This is a genomic window from Methylobacterium sp. Leaf102 (assembly GCF_001422425.1).
GTDB lineage: Bacteria > Pseudomonadota > Alphaproteobacteria > Rhizobiales > Beijerinckiaceae > Methylobacterium.
The window spans coordinates 1-14,961 of the sequence record NZ_LMMX01000001.1 but is presented as its reverse complement, the minus strand read 5'-3'; the positions used below and the strand labels follow the sequence as shown (position 1 = coordinate 14,961).

General features: G+C 68.3%; 11 protein-coding genes, 1 tRNA gene and 1 pseudogene. 3 read left to right on the top strand and 10 right to left on the bottom strand.

The genetic code is table 11. From position 1 onward, the window contains the following. Positions 1-18 precede the first annotated feature (18 nt). From tssG to ASF27_RS00030, 7 genes are all read right to left on the bottom strand, one after another. A complete protein-coding gene (gene tssG / locus ASF27_RS00065; protein ID WP_162238626.1) occupies positions 19-1,053 on the bottom strand; it encodes a type VI secretion system baseplate subunit TssG in 1,035 nt (344 codons plus the stop codon). Next, on the bottom strand, positions 1,050-2,858 hold the full coding sequence (gene tssF, locus ASF27_RS00060; protein ID WP_056356795.1) for a type VI secretion system baseplate subunit TssF: 1,809 nt from the start codon (positions 2,856-2,858) through the stop codon (positions 1,050-1,052). Before tssF ends, tssG begins: the two co-directional genes overlap by 4 nt. An 817-nt stretch (positions 2,859-3,675) precedes the next feature. Then, positions 3,676-5,055 carry an LLM class flavin-dependent oxidoreductase gene (locus tag ASF27_RS00050; RefSeq protein ID WP_056356792.1) on the bottom strand — a complete coding sequence of 460 codons (1,380 nt, stop codon included), beginning with the start codon at positions 5,053-5,055 and terminating at the stop codon, positions 3,676-3,678. Continuing rightward, positions 5,052-5,705, bottom strand: coding sequence for a methionine ABC transporter permease (locus ASF27_RS00045; RefSeq protein WP_056265753.1), 654 nt, complete (start codon positions 5,703-5,705; stop codon positions 5,052-5,054). The genes ASF27_RS00050 and ASF27_RS00045 overlap by 4 nt, the downstream gene beginning before the upstream one ends. Continuing rightward, a complete protein-coding gene (locus tag ASF27_RS00040) occupies positions 5,686-6,834 on the bottom strand; it encodes an ATP-binding cassette domain-containing protein (protein WP_244480888.1) in 1,149 nt (382 codons plus the stop codon). Before ASF27_RS00040 ends, ASF27_RS00045 begins: the two co-directional genes overlap by 20 nt. Next, entirely contained in the window at positions 6,822-7,622 is an 801-nt protein-coding gene (locus tag ASF27_RS00035) for a MetQ/NlpA family ABC transporter substrate-binding protein (protein WP_056356789.1), read from the bottom strand. Before ASF27_RS00035 ends, ASF27_RS00040 begins: the two co-directional genes overlap by 13 nt. Positions 7,623-7,713: 91 nt before the next feature. Then, positions 7,714-8,514, bottom strand: coding sequence for a MetQ/NlpA family ABC transporter substrate-binding protein (locus ASF27_RS00030; RefSeq protein WP_056356786.1), 801 nt, complete (start codon positions 8,512-8,514; stop codon positions 7,714-7,716). A 726-nt stretch (positions 8,515-9,240) separates the two neighbouring features. On the opposite strand from ASF27_RS00030, the pseudogene ASF27_RS21295 reads away from it, so the two are divergent. Continuing rightward, a pseudogene (locus tag ASF27_RS21295) lies at positions 9,241-9,734 on the top strand (IS5 family transposase); the annotation flags it as partial. An 88-nt stretch (positions 9,735-9,822) separates the two neighbouring features. Here ASF27_RS21295 and ASF27_RS22790 read toward each other — a convergent pair. After that, on the bottom strand, positions 9,823-9,969 hold the full coding sequence (locus ASF27_RS22790; RefSeq protein WP_210166255.1) for a hypothetical protein: 147 nt from the start codon (positions 9,967-9,969) through the stop codon (positions 9,823-9,825). Positions 9,970-10,022: 53 nt separating this feature from the next. Beyond that, positions 10,023-10,099, bottom strand: a tRNA-Arg gene (locus ASF27_RS00025). Between the two features lie 146 nt (positions 10,100-10,245). On the opposite strand from ASF27_RS00025, the gene ASF27_RS00020 reads away from it, so the two are divergent. Both ASF27_RS00020 and ASF27_RS00015 read left to right on the top strand, forming a co-directional pair. Beyond that, a complete protein-coding gene (locus ASF27_RS00020; protein ID WP_056356783.1) occupies positions 10,246-10,593 on the top strand; it encodes a hypothetical protein in 348 nt (115 codons plus the stop codon). 462 nt (positions 10,594-11,055) lie between these two features. Continuing rightward, positions 11,056-13,098: a M23 family metallopeptidase gene (locus ASF27_RS00015; protein WP_244480909.1), complete on the top strand. Its 2,043-nt coding sequence runs from the start codon at positions 11,056-11,058 to the stop codon at positions 13,096-13,098. A gap of 655 nt (positions 13,099-13,753) precedes the next feature. On the opposite strand, the gene ASF27_RS00010 is transcribed toward ASF27_RS00015, so the two are convergent. After that, positions 13,754-14,895, bottom strand: a protein-coding gene (locus tag ASF27_RS00010) for an IS3 family transposase (protein ID WP_156467404.1) whose coding sequence is annotated in 2 segments (ribosomal slippage) — positions 13,754-14,628 and positions 14,628-14,895 — 1,143 coding nt in all. Because the reading frame shifts where the segments join, the coding sequence is not laid out codon by codon here. Between the last annotated feature and the right edge of the window lie 66 nt (positions 14,896-14,961).

Sequence of the window (14,961 nt, the reverse complement as noted above, 5' to 3'; positions counted from 1 at the left end):
CGACACCCGGCGTCGGGCTCAGTGCGCGCCCCGCATGGGATCGTGCACCGACTGATCGGCGTCGCGCTCGGCGGGCAGCTGGCGCAGCCAGGCGTTCCAGCCGAGGGACGGGGCGGCCGGGCCGAGTTGGCACTCGGGCACGTCGTCCTTGCGCAGGATGATCTGGACGTCGAAGTCGAGGCCGGGATCCATGTAGAGCTGCACCAGCTCCACCAGTTCCGCCATCCGCGTCCCGTCGGGCGCGAAGGCCGCGAAGGTCGCCGCGTCGAGGGGCCCCACCACCACCCGGAAGGTGCTGGAGGCATCCATGATCCCCGAGCCCGCGACGGCATCGACGCCGAGGCGTCCGAAGGCCGGGTTCGGCCCGGCGAGGCGGCTCTGCTCGGCGGGGGCGATGGGCAGCCACCGTGCGATGAACGGCGCGACCCGGATCGGCGTGCCGAGCCGGTCGGCCAGGAGCACTTCGAGGCCCGCGGCCGAGCGCACGTCCCGCCCGAGCAGGCCCGCATAGGGCAGGAGTTCGGCGTCCGGGGTGGCGAGCCGGCCCCGATGCGACGGCAGGCCGAGGCCCATGAGGGCGCGCAACGCCTCCGTCATGCGGTTGGCCCCGCCGCTACCGCGGCGCGCCACCAGGGCCGGAAGCCGATACTTCTCGGAGGTGTCGAGGAAGGCCGTCGTGATCCGGGCGACGAATACGTCGAGGAAGGCCGCGAATCCCAGATTGCGCGCCTTGCGTTCCTTGAGCGCCACCTCGGTGTAGATCGGCGGCAGCGGGCCGAGGGGGCCGGCGAGCCCGACGAAGGCGATCTCGGGAATCCAGCTCCGGTCCAGGCCGAAGCGACCGCCCGGCACGAGGGGCGTGGCGACGTGCCGGCTCGTCAGGGCGCCCGTCGCGAGGGGCCGATCGGCCGGGGCCTCCGCCTCGTCCGGCGCGGGCCTGGGGCCGAACGCCTCGACGAGGCGCAAGCCCTCGAACGGCTCGAAGCGGTCGATCTCGGCGGCGAGCTTGTCGCCGAGCCGCTCCGGGACGGCCTTTCCAACGCGCGGGCTCATACGAGCGGCCGGGCGCCGGAGCGGGCGGGCCATGTCTTCAGCGCCCGGGAGGCCCCGCGCATCCGCACGGTCAGGCGCGTGAAGCTGTTGAGGTTGACGTAGAGGCCGAAGAAACGGTCGAGCACCTGCCCGAGCAGGAAGGCCGCGCCCGGATCGATGTAGCGGCGGTCCATCTCCACCTCGATGTCGAGGCCGCGTGCGAGACCGCCCTCGGCCACCCGCGCCGTCGAGCGCCGGTGCGTGACGGACACGATCCCGTCGATGAGGGTGCGGGTCTCCGGCGCATCGCGAAAGTCGTAGAGCCGCAGGATCTCGCGTAGCGCCTCCGGTCCGCCCTCGCCGTTGGAGAGCGACAGGTGGTTGAGCGTCAGGTGCGAGATCAGCCGCCACAGGAGGCCGTCGCCTGGCGTGAGCCGCAGGGTGGCGGTGAAGGGCGTCAGGGCTTTCAGGCGCCCGACCTCGCCCGGTCCGCGCAGCACCGTGAGGACCGGGTGCTCGCCGCCATAGGGCAGGCGGGCGGGCAGGTCCCGGTTGATGCAGGTGGTGTCGACGGAGAGGACCGCATCGGTGGGCGAGGCCGGGGAGGCGGCCGCATCGACGAGGGCGAGCCGGGCATCCGTGCCTTCGCCCCCTTCCGCCAGATGCCGGCGGCGCAGCTGCCAGTAGAGCGCGCCGACCGCGTCGTGCTGGGCCAGCGTCCGTCCGAACAGGGGACTCGCGTCGCGGGTCATCCCGGCGCGGTCGGTCAGGGTGACGCGTTCCACCGCGTAGACCTCGCGCGAGGCGTGCCTACGCGCGTCGGGCACGAGAGCGTACTCGCTCGCCACCTGGGTGAGCATGATCGGTTCGGCGCGCTGCTCGAACAGGTTGACGACCGGCGTGCAGGCAAGGGCGAAGGTTCCGGCGGTGCAGGCCCGTTCGAGCTCCTGCGCATGCCGGCCGAGATAGAAGAAGATCTCCAGGCGGTTGCCGGCCCGCCGCAGGGTCTTCGCCGAGAGGCGCGACAGGTCGAGGAAGAGGAACTTCTGCGGATAAGCGAAGAACTCCGTCAGCAGGCGGTAGGCCGGATGCGACCGCGGCGCGGGCGGCAGCACCGCTTCGGCGGGTTCGAACCCCACCGCGCGGATCGCGTCGGGCCCGATGAAGACGGCTCCCCCGTCCTCGGCGTGATCCGCGAGGGCGATCTCGAGGCAGTCGTTGAGCAGGAGTTCGTAGAGCGCCACCGCCGGCTGCCAGGGCGCCCGCAGGTAGAAGCGCAGGCGGTCGACGCCGAGGTCCGTGAAGGTCACGCCCGGATCGACGGTCTCGAGGACGATCCGCAGGCTGGCGGGCGCCTCGACATGCGGGCAGGGCGGCGCGACGAGGGGGCGCCCGGTCAGGGCGACCGAAGCGACCCGGACGGGCCAGAGCTCCACGTCCTGCGTGGTCCGGAACCGGCAGACGTCGCCCTCCAGCACCTCGCTCTCGACCACGGCGCCGCGCGGCAGGGTGATGACCTCCTTGAGGTCTGGCGGGAACGCCACCTGCGTCACGGCGAGCGCCGGGATCGGCGCGAGGTAGTGCGGATAGAGGAATTCGAGCAGTGTCTCGGTGAGCTCGGGAAAGTCGTCGTCGAGCTTGAGCCGCAGGCGCGCGGCGATGAAGGCGAAGCTCTCGATCAGCCGGGCCACATGGGGATCGTCGATGGCATCCGGCGACAGCCGCAGCCGCCCGGCGATCTTCGGATGCCGCTCGGCGAACCGGCCGCCGAGGCCGCGCAGGGCCTCGAGTTCGGAATTGTAGAAGCCGTAGAGGCGGTCGTTCACGGGGGCGCTCTCCAGGCTCGGACGGTAGAAAACCTACACCGGACGATCGGTCGAATCACGGAAAATCGCGCCGGTCTGCTTGGTTGTGCAGGGACATGGACGATGATGGTCTTCATGAGATCGTCGCAAATACAGATTTGTACTTCCGATCCGGCCAGAGGTACACGTGCTGGGTCGCGCAGCAATCGATCCTGGACGTCCTGTTGTGCCGAGCCGTCCCGTCCCGGAATCAGCTATCCGTATTCTATGCGACCCTGGGTTGTCTTGAGGAGGTGGCTCCGAGCCGGTGAAGCGTGCCCGCGGATGTTCGACCGCCGGGCGCTCGCGCTGTCGTTTCCCTGCGGGGATCGCGCTTTCTCATGCGAAGACATCGGCTCTGGATGCGACCCCGGGGCGATCGCGGCGCACCGATCGCGATGCCTGGTGCACTCGCCTTCCTGTGCGGCGACCCGGACCCACCCGGCCAAGTCCACCTTCGCGAGCTGCCTCCCCGGGCGCGGCGGGCGGCCGGACAACGGCGCCGCCGCGAATCCCGCGCGCGTCGGTGAACGCGTCCGGGCCTACCCGTACGACGCGGCCCGAGGATACCACGGGGGATGAAGATACCACGGAGGATGAGGATACCACGGGGGATGAGGACATCAGGGGGATGAAGCCTGTTAGCACGATCCCACCGCTGCCTTGGCCCACGGCGCCGGCCGGACACTTGCGGATCTCTCCCTGCGACGATCTCCAAGACGCGTTTGGGGGTGTTCTGCTTCACCCGTCTATCGCCGCGGCCATGCCCGCCGGTATCGCGGCGTCTGCCGTCAGCCGCTCACGGCGGCGGCGCCTCGGTAGGCTTGGCTCGGTAGGCTTGGGCGGCGTGGCGGGCGGGTAGGCGGTCGCCCGCGCCGAACAGCTTGTTTCTGAACGAGCCCGGCGCGTAGGCGGTCTTGTACAGGCCGCGGTCCTGAAGCTCGGGGATCACGAGATCGATGAAGTCCGAGAAGCTTTCCGGCACGACGATGCGGCTGAGGTTGAACCCGTCCACTTCGCCCTCCTCGACCCAGGATTGCAGTTCGTCCGCGATGGACGTGGCGTCCCCGGTCAGCACCGCGTAGCGGCCGCCGAGGCCGAGTTCCGCAAGGAGGTCGCGTTTGGTCAGCCCGCGCTTGGCCGCAGCCGCGGTGGCCGACTGGATCGCGTTGCCGGGGGCGTAGGGGATCGGCTCGTCGAGGCCGTAGCGGGCGAAATCGATGCCGGTGGAGGCGGAGAAATGCGCGAGCCCGGCCTCGGCGCTGGCGTAGCGCATGTACTCGGCGCGCTTATCCTCCGCTTCGGCACGGGTGCGGCCGGGGATGGCGGCGATGCCGATGAACACCTTCACGTCCTGTGGGTCGCGCCCGGCGGCGGCGGCCTCTGCCCGGATCGCCCGGACGGCGTCTCGGGCCGCCGCCTTGTCCCGCGCCGAGATGAACACGCACTCGGCGTGTCGCCCGGCGAAGGCGCGGCCCCGGCCGGAGGCGCCCGCTTGATAGAGCACGGGCGTCCGCTGCGGCGAGGGTTCGCACAGGTGGTAGCCGTCGACGGAAAGAAACTCGCCGCGATGGGAGACCGGCCGGATCAACGCGGGATCGCCGAACACCCGTGCCCCGCGGTCCCGGCGTACCGCCGCGTCGTCCCAGCTTCCCTCCCAGAGCTTGTAGAGCACCTCCAGATACTCATCGGCGTAATCGTAGCGGCGGTCGTGCACCGGAAGGGTCTCGCCCCGGCCGCGATGGGCGCTCTCGAGATAGCCGGTGACGATGTTCCAGCCGACCCGCCCGCCGGTGAGATGGTCGAGCGTCGAGAGGCGCCGGGCGAAGGTGTAGGGCGCTTCCGCGAAGACGTTGACGGTAACGCCGAAGCCGAGATGCTCCGTCACCGCCGCCATGGCCGGAACGATCAGCGTCGGGTCGTTAACCGGCAGTTGCACGGCTTCCCGTGCCGTCACGTCGATGCCGCCGCCGTAGACGTCGTAGACGCCGAGGATGTCGGCGATGAACATCCCGTCGAACAGGCCGCGTTCCAGGAGCTTGGCCTGGTCCGTCCAGTAGCGGAGCGTGTTGTACTCGGCCGAGCGGTCGCGCGGATGGGTCCAGAGGCCGTGGTTGATGTGACCGACGCAGTTCATGTTGAACGCGTTGAGCCGGATCTGCTTGGCGGCGCCCATCATCGTGCCCGGAGCCTCCGCACCACGCTGTCGCCCGCGAACTGCACGAGGCAGACGAGGACGATGAGGATCGCGATCACCACCGACATCACCGTGGTGTCGAAGCGCTGGTAGCCGTAGCGGATCGCCACGTCGCCGAGCCCACCCGCGCCGACCGCGCCGGCCACGGCCGAGGCGCCGATCATCGACACGATCGTGATGGTGAAGCCGCCGACGATTCCCGGAAGCGCCTCGGGCAGCAGCACGTGGAGCAGGATGTGGCGTCGGCGGCAGCCGATGGACTGGGCCGCCTCGACCAGTCCGGGATCGACCTGCCGCAGCGAGACCTCGGCGATCCGTGCGAAGAAGGGCGTCGCGCTGACCGCGAGGGGAACGATGGCCGCCCAGACACCGATCGTGGTTCCCACGACGAGCCGGGTGAACGGGATCAGCGCGACCAGGAGCACGATGAAGGGCACGGCGCGAAAGCCGTTCACGAGAAGGCCGACGAAGCGGTTCGTCCGCGGTGCCGGGAAGATGCCGCCCGCCCCGGAGGTGACGAGGAACAGCGCGAGCGGGATGCCGGCGGCCACCGCGATTCCCGCCGAGACGCCCACCATGAACATCGTGTCGAACGCCGCCTGCCAGAGGCGGTCAATCATCTGCGGCGACATAGCCGATTCCCTCGACGGTGACCCCGATGGCTCTCAGGCGGGCCTCTGCCTGCCGGTTCTCGGCGGCGATCAGCAGGCGGCCGACGGCGTGTCCCTGGATGCGCTCGACGCTCGCCTGCAGGAGCCGCAGCGGGCCGCCCGTCGCCGCGACGAGGGCCGACAGGTCGGGGGCAGACCCCCCGGGATAGGTGATCCGCAGGACGGCCTGGGCGCCCGGGACGGGATGCGGCACGAGCCGCTCCGCCAGATCGTCGGGCAGGTCGCGGGTGAGGGGCGCGAGCAGGGCCCGCGTCGCCGGGTGTTCCGGGGCGCCGAACACGCGCCAGACCGGACCGGACTCGGCGATCCGCCCGGCTTCCAGCACCACGACGTCCGTGCAGATCTCGCGGATCACGTTCATCTCGTGGGTGATGAGGATGATGGTCAGGCCGAGCCGCCGGTTGATATCCCGCAGCAGGCCCAAGATCGACAGGGTGGTCTCCGGGTCGAGGGCCGAGGTCGCCTCGTCGCAGAGGAGGATCTCGGGGTCGCTGACCAGGGCGCGGGCGATGCCGACGCGCTGTTTCTGCCCGCCCGAGAGGCGCGACGGATAGGCCTCCGCCTTGCCTTGGAGACCGACGAGGCGCAGCACCGCTTCCACCCGGCCTTCGATCTCCGACGGGCGGATTCCGGCCACCTTGAGCGGCAGGGCCACGTTCTGCCGGACGGTCTTGGCCGACAGCAGGTTGAAGTGCTGGAAGATCATGCCGGTGCGGCGGCGCAGGGCCACGAGGCCGTCCGTCCGGAGGGCCTCAATGGGCTCGTCGTCGACCAGCACCCGTCCCGACGTCGGCGCCTCCAGACGGTTGACGGTTCGGAGCAAGGTCGACTTGCCGGCACCCGAGCGGCCGATGATGCCGAGGATCGCGCCGGACGGAACGTCGAGGCTGACGTCGTCGAGGGCACGGACCTCGCCACCCGCAGAGCGATATGTCTTCGAGACGTTCTCGAACCGCACGGTGCCGGTGCAGCGCCGGCCCGCTTCGGTCCGGGCGGCGGGGATCGCGTCCAGGCCGATCGCCTTCGACCGGGCCGAACCCGTCGCCCCGAGGCGATCCAAAGCCAGGCTCACCATGGTCAGTTCTGCCACGCGAGCAGGTACAGCTTTTCGCTGCCGGCGAACGATGTGTGGATCTGCTGCTTCACGGCCTCGGAGTTCTGGAAGATCTGGACGAATTTTCGGATGGTCGGATCGTCCTTGCGGGTGGCTTTCGTGACGAAGCTTACGGCGAACAGCTTGTCCTCGATCCCGGAATAGATCAGCCCGCTCTTCGGGTCGAAGGCCCCGGCGGCGACGATGAAATGCGGGTAGCCCTGGGCGAGATCGACGTCGCCGGTGATCCGCACCAATTGCGGACCCTCGACCTCGGTGAATTTCAGCTTCTTCGGGTTCTCGACGATGTCGTCGACGGTACCGAGGAAGCCGACACCGTCCTTGAGCTTGATGAGGCCGGCCTTCTGCAGCAGCAGCAGGCCTCGGCCCTGGTTCACCGGGTCGTTGGCGATGGCGACCTTGCCCCCCACCGGGATCCCGTCGAGGCTCTTATGCTTGAGCGAGAATAGCCCGATGTTCTGCAGGATGCCGAGCCCGACGATGTCGAATCGGTAGCCTTTCTGCTTCGCGGCGTTCTCCATGAAGGGGCGATGCTGGAAGAAGTTCAGGTCGATGTCGCCGGCATCGAGGGCGACGTTGGGCGTCGTCCAGTCGCTGAACTCGATCACCTTCACCACAATGCCCTGCTCCTTGGCCTCCTTGGCGGCCGCGGTGATGGCGTCGCTGTAGGCGCCCGGCACGGTACCGATCGTCAAGGTCTCTGCCTGGGCCGCCATCGTACCCATGGACAGGAAGGCGATGGCGAGGGTCTTCAGGAAGCGCATCGGTCGTGGACTCCGGTCGCCCGACTCGGCGAAGGCAGGGCAGGCTGTGGATCTCGAAGGGTGGCGGCCGGTCTCACCCCACCCCCGGCGGTCAGGACGGGCGGACAGGGACGACCGAGCCGCGGTAGCGGTGGCCGATGAACTCCGCGACTTCGGCCGAGGTCAGCAGGGTTCCGAGGCGCAGCACACGGGAATCCCTCGCCAAGCCCTCGGTCGTGACGAGGACGTTCGCATACGGGTTGCCCTCGGCGGCTTCGAGGGCCAACGCATCCCGCGCGGGCTCCAGCCCCGCTTCCAACGCGTAGTTGCCGTTGATCACCGCGAGCGCCACGTCGTCGAGGGAGCGCGGCAGTTGCGGAGGTGCGATCTCGACGAAGCGGAAGTTCTTCGGGTTCTCGACGATGTCGTCCACGGTCGCGGCCACGCCCGCGTCCCTCGCCCGCAGTCGGATCAAGCCGTTCGCTTGAAGCAGCGACAGCCCGCGGCCGGTGTTGGAGACGCTGTTCGACAGGGCGACGGCACCGCCACTCGGGAGGGCCGCGAGCGACGTGGCGCGGCGGCTATACAATCCCAGGGGCTCGACATGCACCGCCGCGACGACGGCGAAGCGCATCCCCATGGCGGCTTCCTCCGAGCGGAGGAAGGGGACGTGCTGGAAGAAGTTGGCATCGGCGTCGCCGTCACGCAGCAGGGCATTCGGGCGCAGATCGCCCGAGATCTCGATGATCTTCAGAGGCAGTTCGGGGGCGAGCTTTTCGCCGACGAATTCGAGGATCTCCGTATGCGGCAGCGAGGAGGCCACGACCCGCAGGGGCGTCGATGCGGCGCGGGCCGGTGCGATGCTCAGGGCCAGGGCGCCGGACAGGAAGACGCGACGGGTCGGTGCAAGCACGGCGCACGCTTCTCGCTGTTGTTAGAAAAAGGAAAGACGATCTCTGTATCTCCAAAGGAACGGCTCGCATCAAGAGTACTGAATATCAAAATTTTGCCACTTTGCAGACTGTTGTTTTCACATGCCGTGCTCGAAGCGCATCGATCTTCTCCCTGCACGACGCCGAGACGAGCCTTGCCGACGAAACTTCGTGTCGCGTCGGCTCGGGCTTCCAGCTAAATTCGACACAGCGCTCAGCACCGTCAGTACCGGCGAACGGCGATTCTTCGATCCCGTGCGCTGGTCGGCGACCCAGGCCCGCTTCTTCTACTCGGCGACCGTCTCCGGGTTGATCCCGTCGCGTCGAAGGCGCCCCCGGGCGTTTGTCGGTTGCCGCTTCCGGCAGGCGTGCCGCCTGCGCCAGACCGCCCCGACCCGCATCCACCACGTGGAACGCCGCCCCGTTCAGGGCCAGATCGTCATCGAAGCGCTCCGCCAGTCCGTCGCCGCGCCTCCGTCACCTGACCGTTGGTATCGTGGCCGTAGGTGGTCGGGCCCCAGCGCGCCTCCGCGATCGATACCGGCTCGAAGGTCCGGTTCCAGCCGTCGACACGCCCCGGTGCTGGCTCGGACCTCGCCTCCGGCCCCCTGCGCGCGCCGCCACCTGGCAGATCAGCCGACACACCGCGTCATAGGGCGTCTCTGCGAAGGGTTCATCGGCGGGGTGATCGCCCCCAGGTGGACGGGATGCGACGCTACGAATTGACCGGTGCGCAGTGGGAGCCGATCGCTCCGCTGCTGCCTCCGCAGCAGCTTCGCACGGGCCCTTCTTTCGAGGACCACCGGCAAATTCTGAACACTACGCGGTGGATCTTGCGGAGCGGCGCACCCTGGGCGGATCTGCCGGCGCGCTATGGTGCTGTCGGGACCGGGTCGAGCCGGTTCCGTCGCTGGCGGCAGGCCAGCCGTGTTCGACCGGATGCGGCGGCGCCTGCAGGCGCAAGCCGATGCCCGAGGCGACCTCGACTGGGACCTGCACTTCGTGGACACCACGGTGGTGCGCGTCCACCTGCACGCCGGTCCGGCGCCATTGGGGGATGAGGGCACGGTCGAAGGCGGGGTGAGCCCCTGGGCGCAGCCAGGGCGGGTTGTCGACCAAGCTGCCTCTGCGCGCCGAAGGCGGTTGTGCACCCAGCACTACGGTGCTGATGGCGGGCGAGCGCCACGAGCGATTCGCCCTGGCATCAGCATGCTCTGGCTCACATGACTTTGCAGAGACGCCTTAGCCGTTGGGCTTCACGCGCCTGCGCTTCTGCCCACGATACGGTTTCACTTTTCGAAGAGAATGATCGTGACGAGGCGGGGCGGCGCCTCGCACTTGAACCTGCCAGGATCGACTGCGCCGACGAATGGCAGCCGTGATTCGAAACCCGTTACCTGTGACAAAACGGGCGACAGGTCGATCAACGACGCCATGGGGAGGTTGAAACGCGGGGCCGAATCATAAGCGAGACCAATGGCTTGATGATTGGCGCACCCGACACGATTCGAACGTGTGACCTTTGCCTTCGGAGGGCAACGCTCTATCCAGCTGAGCTACGGGTGCTGACCGCGGCGAAGATCTAGCCCATGGCGCCGTTGGGTGCAACGGGTGTGTGAGCAGGGAAAGGCCGGCCCGGTTCGCGGCCCCGGTGGGAGATCGACAGCGCCTCGCCGAATGCGCAAGCCCTGGCGGTCCAGCGCCAGCCGCCATTGCGACGAACCCGCTCCTGCCGGTCGACGGTACCGCCTTCGGCCAAAGCCAATTGTTTTCCGGCCCCGACCCTGCACGCACGCGCGTTTCGTCGAGCAACCTGTCGGCGCCTCGCTTGGGCGGCGTCGGGCGAGGATTTCGTCGACCGCCTCCAGATCGCGCTGTTCGACTGGATCGAGTCGAATGCCCCGCTGCACGGCCGCCTCTACGTCATGGCCGAGGCACGGAGCCACCTCCCGGGTCAGCACGACTGCCAAGCCCAGAAAGCTCCGCCGAGCCTCGACAGCGGGAGCGAGTTCGTGGCGCAGGGCTGCCGGGACGGCCTCCGGGCGACCGTCGAGACCTGAGTTTCCGAAGGAAACCACGCCCAGGTCGTCTCGAACCGCACGAGGCAACACTTCCAGCACACGGCTGCGCCTGGCACCATCGCGGCCGCCCAGGAAATTCCGGGTGCGAGCGGGGGGAACGGCGGCCAATTCGGCAAGCTCAGGGCCGGCGAGTTCCACTACGCCAGCGGGGGGCGGGAAGCGCGACAAGGCGGAGCACGCCACTGTGCTGGAATCGTCATCCCGCGAATCCTCCGACGCCCGAACAGGTCGTCGCGACGGCGCGGCGGGCCCGGCTGGCCCCTGAACCGTGAAGGATCGCAGGCACGGGTGTGGGCGAGGGGCGATCGCGCCGTGCGGTCGCCGCACCTCGCCTCACTCTCGACATGCTGACCTTCGACATCCTAGACCCGCCGGGCAAGGGCGCCCCCAGTTCGCCCGGCAGTGTCGCAAGGGTTCTTCGTGAAGCGCGGTCGCCTCAAGATCGGCCATCCGGCCCCGACTCAGGACGCGCGTGCGACTCCGCGCTCCCAGAACGGGATCGAACCGCCCCTCGACCTGCTCGGGCCCGATGCACCGCGGATCGACCGACGCGAGGTCAATCTGCGCTGGCTCTGCGCCAGCACCCTCACGGGCCTGACCGGAGCGGGTCTCATCGGTGCGGCGATCCACGTCTCCTTTCAGAGCGACATCTCCTTCGCGGCGATCCCCGAGCGGGCGGCCGTGGTCGTCCGTCCGGCTCCGAGCGATGACGACATCGCCTTGGCCCGCAAGGGCGACCGCCTCGTGCGCAACCTGATGATCGCCTCGGCCAAGCAGAGTTTTCGGGCGCCCGTCACCGTGCGGCTCGCCGACCGGGAGATCATCAAGGTCCGCCCCTTCGTCCGGGTCACCACGGCCCTATCCATGACGACGGGCGTGTTCGCGGCCGAGATGCCCCGCTTCGATCCGATGAAGTTCACCTCCGACGAACCGGCGGAGCGTGCCGCCGATCCCGGCCTCGCCGAGGGGCCGGGCGGCGAGGTGTCGGTGGTCAAGCAGGACTTGGTCGGCCTCGTTGTCGATCCCGGCGCACCCGCCCTCACGGACGACGATGTCGTCGCGCAGGTCGAAGAGGAGCGCCGCCTCACCACCGAGGCCGGCCGGCGCAGTGCCGTGCCGGTGGCGCCGCAAATCATGCTGTCGCGCACCCTGCAGCAGGGTGGGGTCACGCCTGATTTCGATGGGCCGGCCGCACCCGTCGGGAAAAGTCCGTTCCAGTCCATCGACGTGCTCGTGGTGCCCGAGAACGTGACGAAGCTCGCCAAGGTCGGACTACGGGCCGGCGACGTGTCCCTCGTCGACGAGCGCGATCTCGCGCTCAAGCGTGGCGAGACCCTGGACATGGTCCTGCGTGCGACGGGGCAGGCCAGCGAGGAGCAGATCCGCGGCATCGTCTCGGCCCTGGGCGGGCGCGGACGCATCGCCGAACTCACCGAGGGGCAGCAGTTCCGCCTGCAGATCGCGCCCGGCCCGAAGCCCGGCGATCCAAGGCAGGTGACGCGGCTCATCCTTTACGGAGAGGGTGGCATCGAGGGCATCGCGGCCATCAACGATCGGGGCGCCTTCGTCTCGGTCGCCCCGCCCACGGACGGGGCGCCGGCCGCGAAGGCCTCCGGCAAGACCGAGACGGCGGCGGAGGACGAGGAGGAGGACGGCGGCTCGGGGCCGAGGCTCTACCAGAGCCTCTACGAGACGGCGGCCCGGCACGACCTGCCGCGCACCACCGTCGAGGATCTCGTGCGGATCTTCGGCTACGATGTCGATTTCCAGCGCCGAATCTCGCCGGGCGACGCCCTCGACGTGTTCTACACCTTCGACGAGGAGACGGGACAGACCCCGTCGGAGCGACCGGACCTTCTCTACGCGTCGCTCAACCTCGGTGGCGAACCGCGCAAGGTCTACCGGTTCCAGTCACCCGATGACGGCACCATCGACTACCTCGACGAACAGGGACGGTCGCTCAAGAAGTTCCTCATCCGCAAACCCATCGCCGACGGCATCATGCGGTCGGGCTTCGGCTACCGGCGCCACCCAGTGCTCGGCTACGCCAAGCTCCACACCGGCGTGGATTGGTCCAACCCCATCGGCACACCCATCGTCGCGGCGGGCAACGGGACCGTGATCAAGGCCGATTGGGATTCGGGCTATGGACGGCGGGTCGAGGTCCAGCACATCAACGGCTACGTCACCACCTACAACCACATGTCTCGCTTCGCCCGCGGGGTCACGGCCGGCGCGAAGGTGCGGCAGGGGCAGGTGATCGGCTATGTCGGGTCCACCGGCCTGTCGACGGGCGCCCACCTCCATTACGAGGTGATCATCAACGGTCACTTCGTCGACCCCATGAAGATCCGCGTTCCCCGTGGACGCGAGCTCGACGGCCGAATGCTGGCGGAGTTCACCCGTCAACGGGAGCAGATCGAGGGCGTGATGCAGAAATCGCGCTCCGCGACTGCGATGGCGCAGCGCGACCCCGTCCGCTGAGCGGTTTCACGGTGCCCGTGCGACGTCGCGAGACGCATCCTCGAGGCTGTCATGGAGCGGTGAAGATGGGAATCCAGACGAAGGAGGCGTGACCGCTTCGCACGCCGCTCACCCGTCCGACGTTTCCGAGGGGGAATGGGCCGCTGGTCGCTCCCGACCCAACGCTGCTGCGCGAGGATGCGGGTCAGCGTGAGTGCAGTCTCGCGAGGTGTTCGACGGACCGCGCTACGTCGTGAGGACGAGCGGCTGTTGCGGTGGATGCCCAACGACTTCCCGCCCTGGGAAGCCGTCTATCAGCAGGCCCGGCGCTGGCGCGCGGCTGGGTGCTTCGAGCAACTCATCGACGATCTGCGGTCGCTTCGAATAGCCCACCATTCGGCCCCGTTCTGATGCCGTCAGAGGATCGCCGAGAGCGTGCGTTGCAGGTCCTGCGGCGGTGTCTTCGCCTTTCGCCGGCACTGGCCTTCCCCCTGAAAACTGGCTCTTCGCCAAGTTTGGTGGATTGGGTTGGTGGGGGTGACCTGACCGGTATTTTGGACCGAGCCAATTGGAAGGCTACTGCATGGTGGCGGCCATGGGTAGCCGGAAGGCCAGATCCGGGAGGGTGACAGGCGCAGTGACCTGACCGGTATTTTGGACCGAGCCAATTGGAAGGCTACTGCATGGTGGCGGCCATGGGTAGCCGGAAGGCCAGATCCGGGAGGGTGACAGGCGCAGGTGGCCGGTAGCCCAACGACGAATGCGGCCGAACGCGGTTGTAGGTATTCTGCCAGATCCCAATCACGGTCTGTGCCTCCTTGAGCGAGTAGAAGATCTCTTGGCGTAGACACTCGTCCTTTAGCTTGCCATTGAAGCTCTCGCAGTAGCCATTCTCCCACGGCGATCCTGGTGCAATGTACTGGATCTGCGGGCCGGTTTTGGCGACCCATTTCCGCAAAGCCTTCGAGATCATCTCTGGACCATTGTCGCAGCGGATGTTCTCTGGGATGCCGTGCAGACACATCGCATCGGCCAGCGCCTCGATCACGCCCAGGCTGTTGATGCGCCGGGCCACCTTCAGCGCCAAGCACGCCCGGCTGTGCTCGTCGATCAGCGTCAGGATGCGCAGGCTCCGCCCGTCGTGGGTCTGTGTCTGCACGAAATCGAAGCTCCAGACGTGATTGCGATGGAGAGGCCGCAGCCGCACGCAGGAGCCATCGTTCAACCACAACCGGCTTCGCGGCCGATGCTTTTGCGGGACCTTGAGCCCCTCACGACGCCAGATCCGCTGAACCCGGTCCTTGCCCACCTGCCAGCCCGCTGCCTGCAGCAGCGCGGTGACACGGCGGTAGCCATAGCGTCCGTATTCAGACGCCAAGGCGATGATGGCGCGGGTCAGCGCATCCTCGTCAGCCGGCACAGTCGGTATGTAGCGTTGCGTGCCCCGGTGCTGGCCAACGATCCGGCAGGCATGGCGTTCTGAGAGACCATACTTCTCCCTGATGCCGTCGACGGCCTGCCGGCGTCGCTCCGGGGCTATAAGTTTCCCGCGGCGACGTCCGCCAGCACCTGCTTCTCCAAAGACAAATCAGCCACGAGCCGGCGCAATCGCGCGTTCTCACGTTCCAGATCCTTCATCCGGCGCGCCTGGTCGATCTGCAAGCCGCCGTACTCCTTGCGCCAGCGATAGTAGCTCTGCTCGGAGATCTCGGCCTCCTTGCAGGCCAGGGCCAAACTCTTGCCCTGCGCCGTCTGAACCTCGATCTGGCGAAGCTTCAGCACCACCTGCTCCGCACCCGTCTTCTGACCTCGCCGCATGTCCAGCTCCTTCGGTCCTGGCTGATCCTCTCAATCAGCCCGGTCCAAAGCCAGCCAGTCACGTCA

What these genes read in the sequence shown, in the direction of transcription:
- ASF27_RS00045 (WP_056265753.1), bottom strand. Translation starts at nt 5,705, where the DNA reads ATGTCGCCGCAGATGATTGACCGCCTCTGGCAGGCGGCGTTCGACACG.
- ASF27_RS00035 (WP_056356789.1), bottom strand. Translation starts at nt 7,622, where the DNA reads ATGCGCTTCCTGAAGACCCTCGCCATCGCCTTCCTGTCCATGGGTACG.
- ASF27_RS00050 (WP_056356792.1), bottom strand. Translation starts at nt 5,055, where the DNA reads ATGATGGGCGCCGCCAAGCAGATCCGGCTCAACGCGTTCAACATGAAC.
- ASF27_RS22790 (WP_210166255.1), bottom strand. Translation starts at nt 9,969, where the DNA reads ATGGCGTCGTTGATCGACCTGTCGCCCGTTTTGTCACAGGTAACGGGT.
- tssG (WP_162238626.1), bottom strand. Translation starts at nt 1,053, where the DNA reads ATGAGCCCGCGCGTTGGAAAGGCCGTCCCGGAGCGGCTCGGCGACAAG.